Origin of the sequence: Streptomyces sp. NPDC002795 (assembly GCF_042888725.1) — a bacterium.
In the GTDB taxonomy this organism is placed as follows: Bacteria; Actinomycetota; Actinomycetes; order Streptomycetales; family Streptomycetaceae; genus Streptomyces.
This window is the reverse complement of record NZ_JBIAQB010000022.1, coordinates 28,858-47,112: the sequence shown is the minus strand read 5'-3', so window position 1 is coordinate 47,112 and position 18,255 is coordinate 28,858. Positions and strand designations below refer to the sequence as shown.

The 18,255-nt window shown below is 67.7% G+C and carries 14 protein-coding genes and 1 tRNA gene; 5 read left to right on the top strand and 10 right to left on the bottom strand.

What is annotated here, in order from left to right:
• Positions 1-131 precede the first annotated feature (131 nt).
• The 5 genes from ACFYWS_RS39025 to ACFYWS_RS39005 all read right to left on the bottom strand — a co-directional run bounded on the left by ACFYWS_RS39025 (position 132) and on the right by ACFYWS_RS39005 (position 3,319).
• A complete protein-coding gene (locus tag ACFYWS_RS39025; protein WP_389284433.1) occupies positions 132-1,004 on the bottom strand; it encodes a GNAT family N-acetyltransferase in 873 nt (290 codons plus the stop codon).
• Positions 1,005-1,099: 95 nt separating this feature from the next.
• Positions 1,100-1,303, bottom strand: a complete 204-nt coding sequence (locus tag ACFYWS_RS39020; protein ID WP_389284432.1) for a hypothetical protein — start codon at positions 1,301-1,303, stop codon at positions 1,100-1,102.
• Positions 1,300-2,427 carry a radical SAM protein gene (locus ACFYWS_RS39015; protein WP_389284430.1) on the bottom strand — a complete coding sequence of 376 codons (1,128 nt, stop codon included), beginning with the start codon at positions 2,425-2,427 and terminating at the stop codon, positions 1,300-1,302. The genes ACFYWS_RS39020 and ACFYWS_RS39015 overlap by 4 nt, the downstream gene beginning before the upstream one ends.
• Before the next feature lie 131 nt (positions 2,428-2,558).
• Positions 2,559-3,086, bottom strand: coding sequence for an ATP-binding protein (locus ACFYWS_RS39010; RefSeq protein WP_389284429.1), 528 nt, complete (start codon positions 3,084-3,086; stop codon positions 2,559-2,561).
• Positions 3,086-3,319 (bottom strand): hypothetical protein, encoded by a 234-nt coding sequence (locus ACFYWS_RS39005; RefSeq protein WP_389284428.1) that lies wholly within the window; start codon positions 3,317-3,319, stop codon positions 3,086-3,088. The genes ACFYWS_RS39010 and ACFYWS_RS39005 overlap by 1 nt, the downstream gene beginning before the upstream one ends.
• 254 nt (positions 3,320-3,573) lie before the next feature.
• On the opposite strand from ACFYWS_RS39005, the gene ACFYWS_RS39000 reads away from it, so the two are divergent.
• The 3 genes from ACFYWS_RS39000 (at position 3,574) to ACFYWS_RS38990 (ending at position 5,651) form a co-directional block, all read left to right on the top strand.
• Positions 3,574-4,689, top strand: coding sequence for a helix-turn-helix domain-containing protein (locus ACFYWS_RS39000; protein ID WP_389284427.1), 1,116 nt, complete (start codon positions 3,574-3,576; stop codon positions 4,687-4,689).
• A gap of 12 nt (positions 4,690-4,701) precedes the next feature.
• Positions 4,702-5,289, top strand: coding sequence for an HD family hydrolase (locus ACFYWS_RS38995; protein ID WP_389284426.1), 588 nt, complete (start codon positions 4,702-4,704; stop codon positions 5,287-5,289).
• Between the two features lie 122 nt (positions 5,290-5,411).
• Entirely contained in the window at positions 5,412-5,651 is a 240-nt protein-coding gene (locus tag ACFYWS_RS38990; RefSeq protein WP_389284424.1) for an NUDIX hydrolase, read from the top strand.
• 714 nt (positions 5,652-6,365) lie between these two features.
• Here ACFYWS_RS38990 and ACFYWS_RS38985 read toward each other — a convergent pair.
• Positions 6,366-6,485 (bottom strand) — tRNA-OTHER (locus ACFYWS_RS38985).
• A 191-nt stretch (positions 6,486-6,676) separates the two neighbouring features.
• On the opposite strand from ACFYWS_RS38985, the gene ACFYWS_RS38980 reads away from it, so the two are divergent.
• The gene (locus tag ACFYWS_RS38980) at positions 6,677-6,808 is read left to right on the top strand and encodes a hypothetical protein (RefSeq protein ID WP_389284422.1); all 132 of its coding nucleotides are present in this window, start codon (positions 6,677-6,679) and stop codon (positions 6,806-6,808) included.
• 27 nt (positions 6,809-6,835) lie between these two features.
• Here ACFYWS_RS38980 and ACFYWS_RS38975 read toward each other — a convergent pair whose 3' ends face one another.
• The 4 genes from ACFYWS_RS38975 to ACFYWS_RS38960 are packed head-to-tail and all read right to left on the bottom strand — an operon-like array spanning position 6,836 to position 16,278.
• The gene (locus ACFYWS_RS38975) at positions 6,836-9,889 is read right to left on the bottom strand and encodes a pPIWI_RE module domain-containing protein (RefSeq protein WP_389284421.1); all 3,054 of its coding nucleotides are present in this window, start codon (positions 9,887-9,889) and stop codon (positions 6,836-6,838) included.
• 27 nt (positions 9,890-9,916) lie between these two features.
• Positions 9,917-13,633 carry a hypothetical protein gene (locus ACFYWS_RS38970; protein WP_389284420.1) on the bottom strand — a complete coding sequence of 1,239 codons (3,717 nt, stop codon included), beginning with the start codon at positions 13,631-13,633 and terminating at the stop codon, positions 9,917-9,919.
• Complete coding sequence (locus tag ACFYWS_RS38965) at positions 13,626-14,813, bottom strand: hypothetical protein (protein WP_389284419.1); 1,188 nt, start codon at positions 14,811-14,813, stop codon at positions 13,626-13,628. Before ACFYWS_RS38965 ends, ACFYWS_RS38970 begins: the two co-directional genes overlap by 8 nt.
• A complete protein-coding gene (locus ACFYWS_RS38960; protein ID WP_389284417.1) occupies positions 14,806-16,278 on the bottom strand; it encodes a PD-(D/E)XK nuclease family protein in 1,473 nt (490 codons plus the stop codon). The genes ACFYWS_RS38965 and ACFYWS_RS38960 overlap by 8 nt, the downstream gene beginning before the upstream one ends.
• Before the next feature lie 461 nt (positions 16,279-16,739).
• On the opposite strand from ACFYWS_RS38960, the gene ACFYWS_RS38955 reads away from it, so the two are divergent.
• The gene (locus ACFYWS_RS38955; RefSeq protein WP_389284416.1) at positions 16,740-18,212 is read left to right on the top strand and encodes a serine/threonine-protein kinase; all 1,473 of its coding nucleotides are present in this window, start codon (positions 16,740-16,742) and stop codon (positions 18,210-18,212) included.
• Positions 18,213-18,255: the final 43 nt, after the last annotated feature.

Here is an 18,255-nt window from a genome sequence, read left to right as displayed (position 1 = left end):
CGAGCGCAAGGCCGAACACTTCCTCGCATTCGTCGGCATCGCCAGCACCCTCATCTGCTACCGCCGATGCACCAAATGAGACGACGTCTAAGTGTCACCGTTCACCTGGACCGTTGTCGGACCAGCTCGGCTCATACGGACATCTGGTTGACGAAGCCGAGGGAGCGCAGGCCCTCGGTGATGCACAGCCGGTCGGACGCGCCGCCCACCTCGGTCTGCAGCAGCTGGTATTCGGCGCCCTGGTGATGTCCCCACTGCATCGCGGCCCGCCACAGGGCCCGGCCGTAGCCGTGGCCGCGGTACTGCGGCAGGACGCCGAAGTACTGCGGCAGCAGGCGCAGCGCGCCCGTCGCGTCGGTCATAGTCTCCATGGGGCCGATGGCCCCGGCCACGCGGCCGTCGTGCAGCACGGTGAGGACCGGGCCGACCGCGCCGGCCTGCATCTGCTCGTGAAGGAAGGCGAAGCCGTCCGCCGCCATCTCCTCGGCGAACACGTCGAATCCGGCCTCGTCGGACAGCTCCTTGGAGTCCTGAACAAGTACTTGGGGCGGCACACCGGGGCCCGCGGCGAAGCCCTTGAGCTGCACTCGAGTGCCGCCACTGTGGGCGCGGTCCTCGGACTCGTCGGGGCCGCGGAACCAGACCACGCGGGCCTTGCCCGCACCGTGCACAGGGGCGAGCCTGCCCGCGAGGTCGGCGCCGGCGGACAGGCTGCTGTGCCCGGTCCCGTAGACATGGACCTTGACCGTGCCCGTGCCGCGCTCCAGGAACGTGGGCATGAGGGTGCGGTGCACGTTGTGCTCAATGCCGTGGACCAGGAGACGCTCGGCCTTGGTCTCGGACCAGCGGCGGTCCTTGTCGTACGGGAGAAACCGGCCGGTTCCGGCGGTCTCCACGACGGCTTCGAAAAGGTCGGGGATCGGGTCCTGCGGTCGTACGGGGCCCAGTGTCGGCACGTACGGAACGGGCATCACGGGCTCGATCCAGCCCCACTCGAAATGCATGTGTGCACGCTACTCAGTGGGCGCACACGCCGCAGGCCCTGACGCGCTTCACGTCAGGGCCTGTTCAATCACGACCGGTTCACGCGCTGATCAGGTCAGTGCGGGTTGTCGTCTCCCGCGTTGCACGAGCACTTGGCGCTGTCCATCAGCTCGTCCAGATCCGCGACGACCGTGACCGCGATGACCTTGGGAGTGGGGGCCAGGACGGGGCGTGTGAAGTACGGCGGCTCGCCAGACTGGGACGGTCCGCCGTCCGGGAACGGGCGCCTCGGGGAGATCTCAACTGCTACTGCGGTCATGCGTTCACCCTCGCCTTCTTCTGTCCGTGCTGGCAGTAGCTCGCCAGCGGAGCCTTCGCCTCCTGGTAGTGCTTGGCCAGGGGCCTGCAGACCGTGCAAGAGCCGGAGAGGCTGCAGCCTGTGCAGCCTCCGGTGCGAAGCATCAGGCGGTCCGCGATCGCGCCCAGCCGGGCAAGGCCCTCGATTCCCTCGTGGGGGAGGCTGATCTGGTCGTCGCGGCCGATCTTGCAGATGGACACCAGGCCATGCGGGTCCATGTGGAAGAAGGTGTGTCCGGCGTTGCAGCCGGTGAACTGCTTACGCATCCGCAGGTGTTCCTTGGACTGCGCGCCGAGCACCTCGCCTCCCCCGTAGTTGGTCGGCGTCATGTTCGTGTACACCTCACAGTCCACGCCCCAGGACGTGCACAGATCGACCATCGCCTGCTCCTCGTGGGCGTTGTCGTCCGTGACGATGACGCTGACGCGCAGCGGCAGCCGCGCCGAGCGGGCGGCGTTCATGCCCTGCACGAACAGGTCCCACGCGCCCTCGCGCTGCGTCAGCTCGTCGTAGCTGGCCTTCGTGGACCCGTACATGGAGACGGTGACGCGATACGGCGGGCACTCCTTGAACAGGTTGAGGAGATTCGCCCGCCACAGCAGGGACCCGTTGGTCGAGAGGGTGAGCATCATGCCCAGTTCGTGGGCCTTGCGCCAGGACCGCATGAAGTCCTTGTCCAGGGTGGGCTCACCGCCGGTGACCTGGAGCCACAGCACCCCGGCCTGAGCCATCAGTTCAAGGCAGTGCTGCTTGCTGGGCCAGTCCATGCCCGACTGCACCTTCAGGCCCAGATAGCAGTGCTTGCAGGCGTAGTTGCAGCCAAGGTTGACCTCCCAGCTCGCCTTCGAATAGCCCCACGGCGATGGCTCCCGCACGAGGAGAACGTCACCAGCCGGGTGGTCAGACACGTCGAGGTCTGTCCACTGTCCACGGACGGCCTCCGCGAGCCAGCCGGGGACCGGCTTGGACGGGTCGAGTAAGCGGAGCTGCTCGTAGTTCCCTTCAGGAAGCAGGGCGCCGCCTCGGTGGCCCGGTCGTACGAGAACGTGCTGTTCCAGGAACGGGCTCACGATCAGGGAGTGCATCGGTAGGGTCCTTCCGCTAGAAGTGCCCGCGGCGGCAGTACGACAGGTCTCGGGTTGCCGGGGCGGGTGTCAGGAAGCAGGCCTGAGGCCCTTGGAGACGAAGTGGGAACGAACGTTGTCCGTGGGGCCAGTCATCGCGCGAACGCGCCGTATCCAAGGGCACCCATTGCGATCAACAGAACGGCGAGGTAGACGGCCTGAGCCGAGGCGGTGTGCCATATCGGGATGGCCCCATTCAGCGATTCTGGGGCTACTTCGGGCTCTACCTCGGCCCAGACGCGCTTGCCCCACCGGAACCTGTCGACGCCCCACTGCGCGGCCGTTGCCTCCACCAGGAACAGGCCTCGTCCGTGTTCTTCGAACTCGTCTGCGTCGACGGTGACCAACACCGACGTCGAGGCGAGATCGACGACTGCTACGCGTACTCGGGTATCGGCAACGCGGGTGACGGTCACGCGGATCGAGTGGCCCTTGGCGTGATGGACCGCGTTGGTCACCAGTTCACTCACCACCAACGTGGCCGTGTCGGTGACCTCGTTCAGCCCCCAGGCCTCAAGGGCGCGACGCACGATTTCGCGCGCCGGTCCGGCGGACTGCGCTTCGCGAGGGAAGACGTCGGTGAACAGATGAGAGTCTTCGGATGTGGTGACGTCCCGCATCACAGGCCCTCTCCCTGATTGTCGGCAGCGATGACCGGCCCGCCGTCCAGCACCTGTGCAAGGAAGGCGTCGTCGTCACACTTGGTCCGGCGGATGGGGAGCGCGGTGACCAGCATCCCGCAGCACAGCAATGTCTCCGCGTCCTGGGTCCAATCCCATCGGGAGTGCCGGGGATCGGGGACGGCGGGCAGGAGCCACTGGCCGGCGGTACGCACGCGCTCCTCACCGGTCACCACCACCTGAACGCCAGGTTCCGATCCGGGTCTGGTTACAGCATGTGGGGTCACCGCTCGGCCTCCGTGGTGGAGAGCATCAGCCGATCGACAGACCCGCTTCGGATGGATCCATGCAGAACAAAGCCCACGGCCGGCGGCCTCCCTCTAATCTCGTTTCTGGGGATGACATCGACGGTATGGAGTCGGCGCAGCCTCTTTAAGTGACTGTGAGTACAGGTGACTTGCTGTCCAAAGCACCGGGAAGGGCCTCCATGCGGCCAAGCCTTCACCGAACCCCGACCGGCGGTACGGGTTCGGCTTCACGAGCACGAACAGGCCTGATCAGCGGGTACGTCTTACGGGTCATCCGAGAGCAGCTGGGCTACACGCAGGAGGAGGCCGCAGGGCACCTGCGGGTCAGCATCGACACCATCGCCGGCTGGGAGACCGGGCGGCGTCCACTCCCCTCCGTGCCCGTCGGGCAGATGCTCACGACCCGGTCGCGCCTCATGCAGATGGGCACTCCGCCTGCGCTCCTGCAGGCACTCGAGCGTGGTCTGGAAGCCGACGTCCTCCTGGCGAGTGTCCTCGACGAACAGGACCCCGGCGACGAGAGCCCGCTCGGCGTGATGGTGATGCAGCGGGACCTGGCCGAGGTTCTCGCATGGCCACTCAACGGCGTGCCACCCGGCCCGGTGCGCACACTGCCACCCCCGCCACGCTCACGGCGTGGGCCGGCCCCAGCCGCGCCCGAGCTGACCTCGGCGGAGCGCACCCGCTTCTTCGGCGTGATGCGAGATACCGCAGAGCAGGCCCGCGGTGAGCGCGAGTTCCTTCTGCGCCGTCAGGCGCTCTACCTCTCCGGGTACGACGACGCAGCCGACAGCGCGGACTGGCTCGCGCATCAGCAGCGCACCGAGCGGCCTGGCGACTGGCTCACCTCTTGGCTCAACGAACGTTCCGTCGCCGCCGTCGCGGCCCGGCACGGCGACCGCGACCGCATGGCCCACTTCATCGACCACGTACTCCTGGACGACGATGCCGGCGAGTCCGCCAACCTCTCCTACTGGGCCTACTGGGTCGGCGAAATGACAACACCTCAGCTCAGCGACGACTTCATCGCTGACGGATCCCCTCAGCCATGGCCAGGGGACAAGCTCCTGACGCATCTGGTCGGCGGACTCTCGCCCATGCACGGATACGTGGACCTGAACATCCACACCCTGTGGTCCCTTCTCCAGATCCGCCCCAACCTCCTGCGATCCGGGGCCGCTTCCCGCGCCCTTCGCGACAAGCTGCCGGTGATGTTGGATAGCCGTGAGCTCTCCTCGCGCGGTCAACGCGAGCTGGAGAGCATCCGGTACGCGATCCGCCTCGCCGAGGCGTGAGAGGAGCCCACGGTGGCTGACGACGACCTGACTCCGGTAGCGCGATTCCTGTACGAGGCAGGAACGCTCAAGCACACCAAACGCACCGGCTGGTGGATGGGCGGCGTCAAGGACCCTGAGTCCGTCGCCGAGCACTCCTGGCGGGTCGCCGTGATCGCCTCGATCATCGCCAAGCTCGAAGGCGCCGATCCCGCGCAGGCTGCCTTCCTCGCCGTCTGGCACGACACCGGCGAGACTCGCACCGGGGACGTCAACCACCTCGGAAAGAAGTACACCGGCGGTGCCGAGGCCGACCCTCGCGACATCGCCGACGACCAGGTACAGGGCTTCCCGGCGGGTTTGGCTGGCGCCGTGCGCGATCTGATCGGCGAGTACGAGGACAAGACCTCTCCCGAGGCCGTCTGTGCCCGGGATGCCGACAAGCTGGAGTGCATGATCCAGGGCATCGAGTACCGCGACCAGGGCTACGTCAACATGCAACGCTGGATCGACAACTCCCGCGGCCGGATCACCACGCAGTCCGGCCAGGGCCTCGCCGACGCCGTACTCAAGACCGGCTCACTGGACTGGTTCCGGGCCGCCCTCGGCGAGAAGCCCTGACATGCGCCACCGTCAACGCCGGGACGCGCCATGGAGGCGCGTCCCGGGTACAGGCATTCGCCGACTCATGCGTGACCGCTACGATCACCGCCCATGGTCGATGCCCCGTCCGCGACGCCTCCGTGATCGCAGCCCTCGACGACACCGGCAAAATCGCCATCCTCCGCGCCCCCTTCCCCGACCACGGGGGCGACTTCCTGTTCCTCCCCGGAGGACGACGCGAGGGCGGCGAAGACGCACTCACCTGCGCAAAGCGTGAGCTCAAGGAGGAGGCTGACGTCACCGCATCGTCCTGGACCGCCCTGGGCAACTACGCCATGACGCTGGCCTTAACCGCCCGTATCCATCTCTTCCTCGCCTAGAACCTGACCCTCGGGCCACAGGAACTCACCGAGAATGAGCAGGACTTCAAACTCGACTGGTGGCCGCTCGGGTACCCATCGCGCCGCGAACAGGGGCACCCCCTCGTCGAGGCACGCAGGACGGCGGCAGGCGCGCGCTCCCGGCCCGCGAGCGTATTCGTCACGCGGGCCACGGGATGGAGTCGACCATCAGGCCGAGTTATGGGGAGGCTCCCGGTGGGAGCGAACTTGGCTGCGATGACTCTCTTCCCCAGAGCGCGCGACACCCATGAACCTCGCCGAACCGCTCCCACCCGCGTTCAACCTCTCGATGCAGCCCGCAACGGCCACCGCCGAAAAGCCGCATACCGCCCACCCGAAATCGGAACTGGGGTCAAAATTTCGCATGGCCCCATAACTCAGATTCCAGCCAAGGGGACCCCGCTCCCGACCCCACTCCCACTGGGAGCGACCCCCACCAGCACGAAGAGCGCAAGCACATACCCAAAAAGTCACCCATAGGACGGGGAGCCAGCGGTAACAAACCGGGCACGGATGTGAACACGCGCGCAAGGAATCGAATATGTGCGCATCGGCCCGAGTGGGAGCAAACAGACAAGGGGACAGTGGGAGCCCGCTCCCACTCGCCGCGCTCCCACTGGGAGCGTGGGAGCAACAGAAAAAGGGCCGTTCGAAAACGGCCCTTCACCTGCGACGTTCGATCGTTCGAACTTGTCGGGACGACAGGATTTGAACCTGCGACCCCTTGACCCCCAGTCAAGTGCACGATTCTGGTTCGGAGTTCTGAAGCCCCATTGACGCTAGTTCGACGCCGTATGCAGATTTACATCGCCGCTGGGACCCCTCACGCGGGAGATCTGCCGCCATTGCCGACCCGCCGGGCGCGCGGGGTGGGGCTGCTGTCCGCCACCTACTGGATGGTGCGTCCCTTCCTCGGCGGGCGTCCACTACGCTGATGACGTCAGGCCCCCGAGCGGCGACGCACAGGTCTGCCTGCGCCGTAATCAGCGCGATCTGCCGATTCTGTGGCACATCTACCGGAACAGTTCTTCGAACTCGGCGCCCACTACCGGCTCAACGAAGACATCGACACCCTCGTCGACCTCGGCGGCAACACCGGCCTCTCTGCCTCTTACCTCAGGTCTCTGTCACCGTGATGGCAGGAACCGAGCGCAGAGACACCGCTATGAGAGGGGGAGCTGGTCGGGTTCCGCCGAGAGGCCTGCCGCGTCGGAGAGGTCTGGGTCCAGGCCCTCTGCACCCTCATCGGAGCTGGAGTCATCTGCGCCTTGGGCCGCCGCTTCCCTCTCAGCCGCCTCATCCTCCGTGAACATGGGGAGTACATACGCCTGCGAGAGTCCTGCCATGTGCAAGGGGAGCGGAAGTGAGAGGGGAGCTGGATAGTCCGGCGCCTGGCGCAGTTGATGCATCGCCAGCGCAAGCGCCTCGGGCTCGTCCGGCCTCTCGGCCAGGGTGTCCTCAGCAGCGCTCTCCGGGTGGCACCCGAGAACAGCGATCTCGACAAGAGCCGGGTTCCAGGCGCCGGTCCCGGCCTGGGACGTCAGATTCCCCGCGGCATTGACCCGAGTAGCGATCCTGTCGAGCGCGGGCGAGATCGCGTAAGTGCCGGGGCGCTCCGTAGTGCTGTAGAAGACGCGGTCGTCCGCTGACCGCCGTTCATTGTCTTTGACCGGCTGCGCCCAGAAGCCTGCCGGCTGGCCCTGAGCCTTGCCTGGTTCGGCCAGACCCCACCACTGCGCGGCCTCCCGGCCTCCTCGCCCGCGAATCCTGATCAGGCGCAGCTCGTCGTCCAATCGCCCGGCCGGCGCGTGCCCCAACTTGAGCAAGTCCCGTACCGTGTTGCCGTCCTGCAGCCACGGCCAGTGCAGTCTGCTGTTCTGCGCATGGGTGATGAGCACAGTGGGCTGGTCCCGCAATGAGTACAGCACCCGCTGTAGGAACGTCGCCGTCTCTTGGCGTTGCTCAGCCAAGTTGGTGCGCCACCTCTTGGGGGTGACCCTGAGCTCCTCGTCTTCCTTGCCATCACGCTGCCCTGGAATGGTTGCCGCGCGAACGGCACCGGCATCCGGGTTGATCTCAGCCTTCTTCACCAGTCCGAGGAGAAAGGCCGGATAGGGAATCCACTCGCGTGCGTCGTCGTCCCAACCCTTCACGATCGCAAGGCCCTTGGTCTCGGGAAGCGGGGTGACGAGGACAGCGACAGGCATGTGCTTGGGAAGTCGGGTGGGGCCGTCCTTGCGTCGTTTGACCATCCACAGTGCGACGTACTGAAGTCCGTCGGGGAGATCACCACCCAGCGTGTGCTGGGGCAGAACACGCACCCCGAGCTGCCGCAGTCCGTCGAGCCAGGCGTTGTGGGTCCGGTGATCCAGGTTGTCGGCATTCTTGATCTGCGGATCGGTCGACGGGGTGACGACGAATTGAGTCAGCTGACCGGCGTCGGCGCAGCCAAGCCGGATCGCGAACTTGGGGTCGGCCCCGCTCGGCCGGAATGTGCTGCGGTGGGCGATCTCGACCAAGGCCAGTCCAGGTCGGGACCGATCGGATCCGTCCTCGCTCAGCCACGCTCGTAGCTCGCGACGGCGTGCGCTGATGGCATCAGCGATCCGTCCCTTGCCCCTTACCCCGGTGTCAAGGCTCAGCCGTTCGCCGAGCCCGTCGACCAGCGGAAGGCAGCGCAGACGCAGCACGAGCTCCGGAGTCCGCCACTGCAACACCACAGGAGCGCCGGGCCTTGCCTCGTCGAAAGTCTGGTCCGTAGTGCCCGTATCGCTCGCGTCACCATCGAGTCCGAGTGTCTGAGCGAACGCGATGACGGCCTGGTGCCTCAACTCGACGGTCTGCCACAGCAGCCGAGCCTCCACTACCGGAAGGCCGCCCTGCCCGGAGTCCAAGCCCGTCATACGGGCCAAGGTGGCGAGCGCGGTACGGCGGGCCAGGGCGGCGCGCAGCTCCTCCGCCTTTTTCTCTGCGTCACCTCGCGGTTTCGGGCGCCGGTTCTCGGGAGCACCAATGCCGCGACCACGCCCCCGCACCAGATCAGGCACGCGTACGACGCCTTCCGGCAATGCCTGTTCTGCCCATTCGGTCAGCTGGGACCTCTGGTGGGGCATGAGGCCGGGGCCCACTTCGTGGCTGCCCATACGAGTGCTGTGGACCACTGCGGCGCGTACGCCGGGTCCGTCTCCCATCCAGGCGACCGGTTCGGCCAGGAGTTGGTCGGGGCCCGGGAAGTGGCCCGCAACACTCAGGCGGTGCAGTATGCCCGCCGCGTCGTTCTCCACCCAGGCGAACGTATCGCTCGTGCGCTCGTGCTTGAGCCGGGCCAGGGCGTATCGCTCGGTGCCGGGGGCCCCAGGCAGCCAGGGGGTCTTCGGGCGTAGATACACCGTAGTGGCCTGACGGTACGGGAGTCGCAGACGGCCGCTGTCCGCCCTCGGGTGGGTGGCCCAGCGGCGTACCCCCCAATGCAGATGGAGCCGGGGGCGGGGCTCGAATGGGGTGGTGTGCAAAGAGATGCTGAGGACGATCGAGAACCACCATTCCTTGCGCTTGATCGTACGGTTCAGCGGCTGGGACATCAGTTCCGCACCCTGATCGCGAGGGCCTCGGGGAAGAGCTCGGAAGCGCAGCAGGCCCCCCTCGTACGGATAGGGGTCGAGGGTGAGGATCCGGCGGGCCAGCGCATCAGTGGCGAGCTGGAACTGCCTGGACTCCGGGGCGGCCGTGCCACCCATCGTGACGGCGGTGCTCAGCAGATCCACACCGTGAACCGCTTCCCACGCGGGTAGTTCCCGCTTCAGCTCGGCGCTGGTGCGAAGCAGCAGTGCTCGCAGACCAGGATCGCTGTCCGGCCCTTGCGGACCGAGGGTGCGCATCCAGGTGTCGAGCAACTGTGTCAGCGTGCTGCCGGGCAGCGGGTCGGGGGTGTCGGCGGGCACGTACAGCCAGAAGTCCTCGGCGGGCAAGGGCCCGGCACCGATGGGAGGTCGGGGTCGCGGCCTGACGATGACATCGGGCGCGAGTGTTTGGAGCACGCTGTCCAGGCGCCGGGTGGGGATCGTCTTGTGCCGCGATTCCTCCGTGCGGCCGTAGTTGTGCAGCTCCAGAAGTCCTTCTTGCCGGTGCTCGGGGAATGCGAGGGCGCGAAAGTCCGCGGTCCATGGGGTCGCGCTCCCGGCCAGCTGGTAGGCAGCTCGGCGGATCTCTTGGTACATGTCGATTCTCCCTGATTTCAGGCATCTTCAATGCGAGTCGAGGCTGCGCAAGGCCTCGTACAGCGGTTGGTAGAGCAGCCGCACCAGCGCGGGATCGCCCTGATCGGGAAGGGCGCCCGAAACGTCGTCTCCGGCGAAATAGGGCTCGAGTACGTCCTGGAGCCTGACGAGAAGTCCGGGGTCCTTGAGCCAGCGTGGGCCCCGCAGCGGGGGCGCAGGCGATCCTTTGGCGGCGAGGCGGGGAGCAAATGCCGCGTCGACGAACACCACGCGCGCGGGCACCCCGCCGCGCACCAGTCGTCCGATCACCTGCCAGATGGTGACGAGCTGGTCCCAGGCAAAGGACTGTTTCTCGGCCTCGGACAGTGCCGAGTAGATGTAGGGGCGCGACAGCAGATGCCGCCACACTCCACGCGCAGTCTTCCGGAATGCGTTCCCTGCGTCGTCCAAGTCGGCCGCCTTGCCCACTAGTTCGCTGAAGGTTCCCTGAGGCAGGCCGGGGTGATCGCGCACGAAGCGTGTGGCCCAGTCGTTGATGGCGAAGATGGCGAGGGAGAGGTCATCGGGGCGGGGATGGGGGCGCACCAGGAAGAACACCGTCCCGAAGGCGGCTACCCGCTCCTCGCCGGGCTGTTGTGGATCTGTGAGGATGTTGTGTCCGCGCTCGACGGCCAGCAGGGGTGCCACCAGGAGTTCGGCGTCCACATCGGCCGCGAAGGAGGCCACATCTCCGCGGCGCACCGAACCGGCACGGGATGTGGTCGGCCCGCCCACCGAGGGCTCACCGGCGATGGCGCTCTCGAGCTCGGCGTCATCGGCGGCGAGTACGCGCACCCGGCCGTGCCAGCGCGGGATCTCGTTGAGCAGATCAGCCGTCACAGCGGCCTCCCGATAGCTGCCCACAAGCAACAGGGCCCGTCGTCGACGCTGGTCCGGGATCTGTGCCAGCTCGTACTGCAGCGGGCCGGCGCTGCCGTCCCGGCCCGGCCGGGCCAGCTTGTGGACCAGGGTGCGCAGGACGTCCTCCCGCTTGTCGGGGTGCTGCCCCGACAGACGAATGGGGTTCCCCGCGTCGTCGTACACGAACTCGGTCCGGAACACGGTCCTTCGGATCGCGTGCAGCGCTTCCGGTTGAGGCTTGAGCACAGCCTGGACGGGTGCGAGGACATGGGCGCGCGTGGATGTGCCCGCCCAGCTCGTCCCGGACATCAGAAGTACGTGCGGACCGGCCGCGGGGTGCTCAGGCCCGGCGCCAAGTCGAGGCAAGGACAGCAGGAGTTCACGGCCGACACCGGCGCAGCGGAAAAAGCGAAGCGTGCCGGTGCAGCGCCCATCGCGGTCACGGGCGCTCCCCCGCTCGTCCGGCAGGTACTGGAAACCCAGCACGTTGCCCATCGGAGCCTCGGGCAGCAGAGGAGCGTAATCGAGCGGCGGGCGCCGGGTCAGCTCATGGCCTCCCGGGTCCAGACGCAGGGCCGCTTCCACCTGCGGCCAGAGGAAGGTGAGGCGGTCCAGGCGTTGGTGCAGCGCGGCCAGCACCAGAGTGAACTCGAGCCGCCGCGCGTTGAGTTCAAGCCACTCCTCACTGAGCGCAACGTCCCCCGGAGCGGGTTCCACCTTTCTGGGATGCGCGGACAGCCGACGTTGCTCCGGCCCTGGTGCCTCATCGAGCAGAGCGTCGAGGAGGTCGCGTACCCGCTTGCGTGTGCGCTTCGCGTTGAGCGTGTGCAGAACGTCGTGGGCAAGCCGGACCAGAGCGTCCGTGTCTGTCCCGTACGGTCCGCGATCACCGAGGGGATCGTCACGGAACACATCGAACAGCTTGGTCACTTCGTCGCGGCGACCTGCCCATGGTTGACCGGCAACGGCACCGGCCTCACTCGCTCCCGCGCCGAGCCCTTCCTCGTCCTCATACAGTTCGCTCTCGTCATGGAGTTCGGGCTCGCCATCGTTCTCATGATCGGCTTGCATTTCCTCGTCGGAGGGAGCAGCGGACAGGGGATACCAGGCCTGGAGGAGCTTCTCCTGCAGAGTCCAGGCGCTGAAATAGTCGATCTGCGCCCAGTCCCTGAGCTGTTTGTCGCCGATGAGCATGGCGTAGAGCCGGTCGGCCGCGGAGCCGACCACATCGAGGGCGGCGGACCAGCGTTCGACGTCCTGATCGGACAGTTGCAGCCTGCCCTGCCCTGCGAGCTCGGCGATCTCGTGCGTCTGCAGTTGATCCAGCCAGGACTCGGGTCCGGTGGTGACCAGGGTGGCCGAGGGGGCGAACATCTGGTCCAGTTGCATCTGGACCCGGTCGGCCTCGTCGACGATCATGATGTCGCTGCGCAGACAGGCAAGTTCCAGGTAGCGCAGACGCTCGGCATTGAGCTGGCGTGGCACCGCGGTCTGCACAAGGCTCGCAGGGTTGGCCACCCAGATCAGGGCGTCGACGAGATCACGTGACGTCGAGTGCCGAGGACAGGCGCTCCAGAGTGGGCAGGAGTGCGGATTCCGCAGTTCTGCGGCCTCTGACGTTTCCTCGGCCTGCGGGGTCTTTCCCGCCCCACGGGCCCGCAGCAGCTCCCTGGTGGCGCTCGCTTCGGAAGACTCCTCCGGTACTTCCAGCTGGCGTACAGGGTGCAGCCCTCCGCAGGGGGCATCGGCGTAGCGCAGCGGTTCGCTGGCTTCCAGGCCCCGCAGCGCATCCAGAGGGCATGCGGTGCTCAGGTGAGCGAATGTCCGACTCGTGTGGGCCAGCAGGGAGTGCTGCCCGCGGGCGGCGAGCCGGCGATGCAGCCGTTGGGTGTGTTGTTCCCGGGTGGTACCGCCCTGGACGAGCGCGGCTCGCAGACCTAGGTCACACAACAGATCGGTCAGCGTGAGCTGTTCGGCGACATCACCGACAACGAGCGTGGTGCGCAGGCCCGCGCGGTGGGCCCACACGGCCACAAGCATCATCAAGGTGGACTTGCCGGCACCGACCATGCCGACCAGGTGCGTCAACTGGTCGAGGGTGAGCCGGTGCGCCTCCACGAAGGCGGTCCCGTCTGCTGTACGCGCATCGAGGTGAAGTCTCGACAGGCGGTCGGCCCAGTGGCCTGCCTTGAGACCACGCCCAAGCTCCTCTGTGTCCATCCACCGTGCGGTGGCCTCGAGTTCAGCGAGAGGAATGCTGAGCGGTTCACCCCGGCCTGGGCGGCTCGCGCCGAGGTCGTGGCCGGCGGCCTGGTCGAGCACCAGGTCGGCGGGCACGTCGACGGAGGCATGTCGGCGCCGGTCCATGAAGCGGTAGGCACCTTCGGTCGCGGGCGGGAGCGGATTCTCGGAGAAGTCCGGGAGCCTGCCGAGCGCCTTGTCGTACACGGCCAGTCGATGTGCCGCCACCGGCGGACGGACCCTCCTGGCAGGACCGCCGTTCCCGGGGACCCGGTAGGCACGGAGCCGCTCGGGCAGTTCGAGGTAGGCCTCCAGACTCTGCCGCCACATACGCCCCCGGCGCATCGGCCAGAGCAAATGGCGCGCCGCGGCCAGCGCCAGGCGATCGGCGGGACCGTCGGCGATCCCTGCCGCCTCGGCGAAGGGGTAGCCGCCCAGGAGCACCCATACGCCGTCCGCGGCACGACCGGGGTCGAGGGTCTCCAGGAGCCTCAGTCCAAGCTCGACCTGGCACAGCAGAGCGGGCTTCGTGCCTACGTACTCCGCCGGCCAGGGCTTCAAGTCGTCGACGAGCTGTTGGTACCAGCTGCTGCGATCACGCATGGTCTGATCCGTTCTGTCTGGTGATCGACGGTGCGATGCGCGCGTCCGGGCCGCGTTCGCCCCGCAACCGGGCCTGCGCGGCCTTCTTGAGCCTGGTGTCCGTCAGGAGGCGGAGTCCGCCTGCGTTTGAGCCGCGCTCCGCCGCGAACACATCGAGATAGTCACGGCGCAGCTGCACTCGGAAGTGTGGAACCACCCAGCAGGCCTCGTTGTAGGGCGGTTCCCGGCGCACCACCGTGGCCGCCTGGCCGAGGAGTGCCGGATGGGCCCAGTCCTTGACATCGATCGCCCACACGTGCCCGTCGGGGAAGGTGACCCGAAGGTCGTATGCGTCGAACCCGGGCCACATCTCGACGGTGAGCCCCAACCCGCGCAGCTGGCGTTCGAGATCCACCTCCGCTCGGCCGGGACCAGTGACGAACTGACGGAGTGGACGCCGGAGTTGACGCAGTTCACCCACGTCGACAGCGTGCAGCGCGCGCCCGTGCGGTGGTGCGCCCTGATAGCGGCACTGGTCCCGCTCACACCACCAGCCGCCGTCGGCAAGAGGTGTGAGCAGTGTCAGGCAGCGTCGACAGCACACATAGATGCCACTTCTCTGATGGTTGACGGGCACCGGTGCATAGATCTCCTCGATCAGGAACCTGACCGGATCGAGGAAGAGATCGGTGCTGAGTTCGAACCAGTTCGCCTCGGTCAGTACCGGGCGGGTGACCAGAAGCCTGCGGAATGCCGTGTAGGACTCGGGGGACGACGCGTCGCGGCAAGCGCGCATGGCCGCGCGGATCACCAGCCGGTCGTACTGCCGCCCCGTGCTGTCCCCGCGCCCCTTGACCGCGAGTTCGTGGCAGAGCTGCGTCGGTTCTCCCGAGCGTTCATCGATCAGCCTGTCCTCGGCGGCGAACACCCGATGGGGCAACCGGTTCAGCGGCCAGCTGCCCAAGGGGCGGGCGCGGCACCAACGCATCAGCTCGGGCACCCCGGACGGGGGTTGCGCACCGTTGCGCAGGCACTCGAGTACGAGCGCGTTGAGGGCCCGCTGGGCTTCTGCCGGATAGGGAAGCGTGAACGAGTCGAGCCGCCCGACTTCTTCCAGTCGCGCGACAGCGGTGGCCACGTCGCGCAGCAGGACGACATCGGGGTTGGCGAACCAGTCCGGGCCCGTCTGCTGGTCATCCATGAAGCCGGTGTCCTTCCTCAACAGATCCGGTACCGACGGACGAGGGGGGTGCGCTGGGCAGGCGCGGGTGGTCGGTGACGTACGCCGTACCGGGCTTGCACCAAGTGCGCGCCTGGCAGCCGTGGCAGTGCCGACCGGTCCTGGGCTCGTACGACGTGTCGTCCAGGAGGGGCTGCGCCAGATCGGCGATGACCTCGCGAGCTTCGGCGACGTTCTCTGGTCTACTCGGGTCGATGCGCTCGAGGCGGCTTTGCCCCGGGCCCTCTCGCAGCTGCTCGAATTCGACCCAGGAGCGCCGAGGGTCGGCATCCAGGGCACCTGCCGACAACAGCAGCACCCCCAAGGCGAGTTGGGGATAGGACCGCATGAGGGAGCGCCGCTCCCACAACGGGGCGGACGATGTCTTGGTCTCCCGCCACAGACACCGGCCACGGTGGGTGTACACCAGATCAGGCACAGCCAGGACGACGACGTCGAGCTCGGGCACGTACGCGGTCACACGGTGTTGCACCAGCACCTGCTCGTCGGGGCCGATTCCGTTCAGCGGGCACAGGTCGCGGTGCTCCCGCAGCATCCCTGCCGCTTCCCGCGCGAGCCGGCCGTCCAGGCCATGAGCGGCCGGCATCTCCGCTGCGCCGGCCGCCGGCAGGTCGCGGCAGCCCTGTGTCGGGCGCGTCGCATGCCGCTCGTTGAGCCATGCGTCGACGGCACGGCCGCGGCGCGCGCCGTCGTTCTCCTGAACCAGGTCATCGAGATGCAGCTGCCGTACGAGGTGGTACTGGGCGGGGCACTCGCCGTGCAAGCGCAGGTCCCAGGCGGAAAGGGAACGGCGCCTGCGTGTCGGCACCGTGGGCGAGCCGCCCCACAGGCCAGGAGTCCGACGCAACGCACCGCACTGACTGATGGCCTTGCAGTCGACGCAACTCTCCCCCGGCTGGGTGTCGACCCCTGTCGCAACAGAGTGGAAGGCGGGCGCTGCGGCCTCGGTGAACTGCTGGTGCACGTCGTCCGGGCCCCAGTCGAGCAAGGGGGTCACGCTGCCGTCCGCGCAGCCGAAGTCGAAGACGCGCACTCGGTCTACAGGCCGCGCGACGGCCATCGCAGTCTCGGGCGGTTCAACACCGAAGCGGCGACGTGGAGTTGGCAGCCCTCTCGCCACGACGTGGGCGATGGCCGCCTTCTCTGCCGCGGCGCGGTCCGTCTTCGCCCGCCCGAGGGAGGGGACCCACAGATCCCGTACGGCTCCGTCCGCGGAGGCGTACTGGCGCCCCCAAACGGTGTGCTCGTACTGGCGCGCCCCCCGCATGTCAGGCGTCCGACTCCTCACGGTGCGCCACGTCCAGCTCGGCCGGACAGGCGCGGTGGCGGGCAGACCGCCCGCTTGCGCCTGGGCCTGCTCCGCGCTCCGCGCGGCGGCGTACCGCTGAAACGCCTCGATGGTCCACATCAGCAGTGCGGGGTGCACGGAAGCACCCCGGCCGCGGAACGCCCCACGGGTACGGCGGAGTTCCTCAAGTACGCGCCCGAGTGGCCATCCCTCGTGCTCCCAGAGGTCCAAGGCGGCGAAGAGCGGGCCGGGAGCGAACTGCTCACGGGGCGTGGGACGAAAGGGCACGGGCGGGACGGCAGCGAGCAACGGCCGCACTGCCGTGTACAGGCGCGTCGGGCAGGCCGCGGGGCTCGGGCGGGCGAGCCTAGGGCTCACCTTGATCAGCCAGCTTTGTCCAGTGGTACCCGGCGGGTTCTGCATGGCTCTCCCTGGTAACAGCAGCCGGACAGGGCGCGCGAGACGGCATCGACATCCTCCGAGCGCACAGCAAGAATGGCATACATCTGTGAACTAAGTCCATGCATGACTCTTGATCTCAAACATTCACGCTACTCTGGTGGACGCCAGGTAATGCAGGCGTACGGAGGGGCGCAGCGATGAACATGGGCTCACAGGAGATGCGGGCGGGAGACGTCTTCGCCGGGCGCTACGAGCTGATCGAGCCGATCGGCAAGGGCGGCATGGCTCAGGTCTGGCGCGCCAAGGAGTTGCCGACCGGACGAGACGCCGCGGTCAAGGTGCTGCGCCCGGACTCCGAGGACCTGGAACAGCTGGATACCCAGGAGCAGCTGGCCGAACTCGACATGCTGCGCGGCCGGTTCCGCCGTGAGGCCACCCTGCTCGGCAGGCTCCGCCATCCTGGCATCCCTGAGCTGTACGGACAGGGTTCACACCAGGGCATGCCTTACCTGGCGATGCGCCTGGTGACGGGGCTGACTCTGCACAAGTTCCTTGCCGAGCATGCTCCGCTCCCCCTTGCCGTGGCGGCAGCTGTTGCCGCGCAGGTGGCCGATGCCCTCGCCTGTGCACACACTCACCCCGTGGTCCACCGCGACCTGAAGCCTCAGAACATCATGATCTCCGACGAGGGCGTGGGGACTCTTCTCGACTTCGGCATCGCGAAACCGCTGGAATCCGGCGCCACGCAGTACACGAGGCACGGCTCTACGCTCGGCAGTCGCGGGTATCAGGCGCCCGAGCAGATCCTGGAGAAGGAACCCACCGCGCTCACGGATATCTACTGCTTCGGCTGCGTGTGCTACGAACTCTTCGCGGGCCGCCCGCCGTTCGTCATCGACAACGAGAAGGGGCTGATCGAGCAGCACTTGCGCGCCACCCCTTTGCCGCCGAGTCTGTACGCGGCGGGAATCCCAGAGGTCCTGGACGACCTGATCCTGCGGATGCTTTCCAAACGGCCCGAGCGGCGGCCCGCCGTGGGCGAAGTCCTGGACGTCGTAAGTTCGTTCACACCTCGCCAGGGCGACCCGGAGCCGCGCCCCCGGCTGCACCCCGACCCCACCGCGCCCTTCCGCCTCCCCGCTGCGGCTCCGGCTGAGCGACCGGCTGCGCCTCCGCCTTCCTCCAGCGGATACGAGGAGTGGCTGGACGCCCGTGAGATCGAGGGGCTCTGCGAAGCGGCGGAGGGGGAGATCGACGCCGGAGTTCCGGATGACGCTGTACGGCGTATCGCAGGTCTCGCTCACCGGGTGCGCAAGGAATGGGGATCACGACGACCGCTGGTCCAGCGGGTGTGGAGTCTGGCCGCGGAGGGACTGCGCCTTGCCGGTGACTGCGGCGCGGCGGCAGATCTCTACCGTGGTATCGCCGATGGCCTGGTACACGGCGACGGCCCCGAGGCTCGCGCCGAGCGGGGCATCCTCCGGCTCCGCGTTGCGGAGTGCCGCCTCGCGTTCGGTGAGATCGAGGCGGCGATCGGCGTGATCGAGGAGACCGGGTATCTGGCGGCGAGACTGCCCGCACCGCTGGGTGCGCGGGTCGACGTGGTGCTGCGTGAGGTCGAGCTGGATGTCACCGAGCGGCTCGCGGAGCCGGGAGGCGCCCAGGGCTGATCCGGCCGCGCGCGACGACTTTTGGTCGGACAGGCCGTGAACC

Excerpts from the sequence above, each read along its gene's own strand:
- ACFYWS_RS39025 (WP_389284433.1), bottom strand. The coding sequence starts at position 1,004 with ATGCATTTCGAGTGGGGCTGGATCGAGCCCGTGATGCCCGTTCCGTAC.
- ACFYWS_RS38970 (WP_389284420.1), bottom strand. The coding sequence starts at position 13,633 with ATGCGTGATCGCAGCAGCTGGTACCAACAGCTCGTCGACGACTTGAAG.
- ACFYWS_RS39015 (WP_389284430.1), bottom strand. The coding sequence starts at position 2,427 with ATGCACTCCCTGATCGTGAGCCCGTTCCTGGAACAGCACGTTCTCGTA.
- ACFYWS_RS38975 (WP_389284421.1), bottom strand. The coding sequence starts at position 9,889 with ATGTACCAAGAGATCCGCCGAGCTGCCTACCAGCTGGCCGGGAGCGCG.
- ACFYWS_RS39020 (WP_389284432.1), bottom strand. The coding sequence starts at position 1,303 with ATGACCGCAGTAGCAGTTGAGATCTCCCCGAGGCGCCCGTTCCCGGAC.
- ACFYWS_RS38955 (WP_389284416.1), top strand. The coding sequence starts at position 16,740 with ATGAACATGGGCTCACAGGAGATGCGGGCGGGAGACGTCTTCGCCGGG.
- ACFYWS_RS39000 (WP_389284427.1), top strand. The coding sequence starts at position 3,574 with ATGCGGCCAAGCCTTCACCGAACCCCGACCGGCGGTACGGGTTCGGCT.
- ACFYWS_RS38965 (WP_389284419.1), bottom strand. The coding sequence starts at position 14,813 with ATGGATGACCAGCAGACGGGCCCGGACTGGTTCGCCAACCCCGATGTC.
- ACFYWS_RS39010 (WP_389284429.1), bottom strand. The coding sequence starts at position 3,086 with ATGCGGGACGTCACCACATCCGAAGACTCTCATCTGTTCACCGACGTC.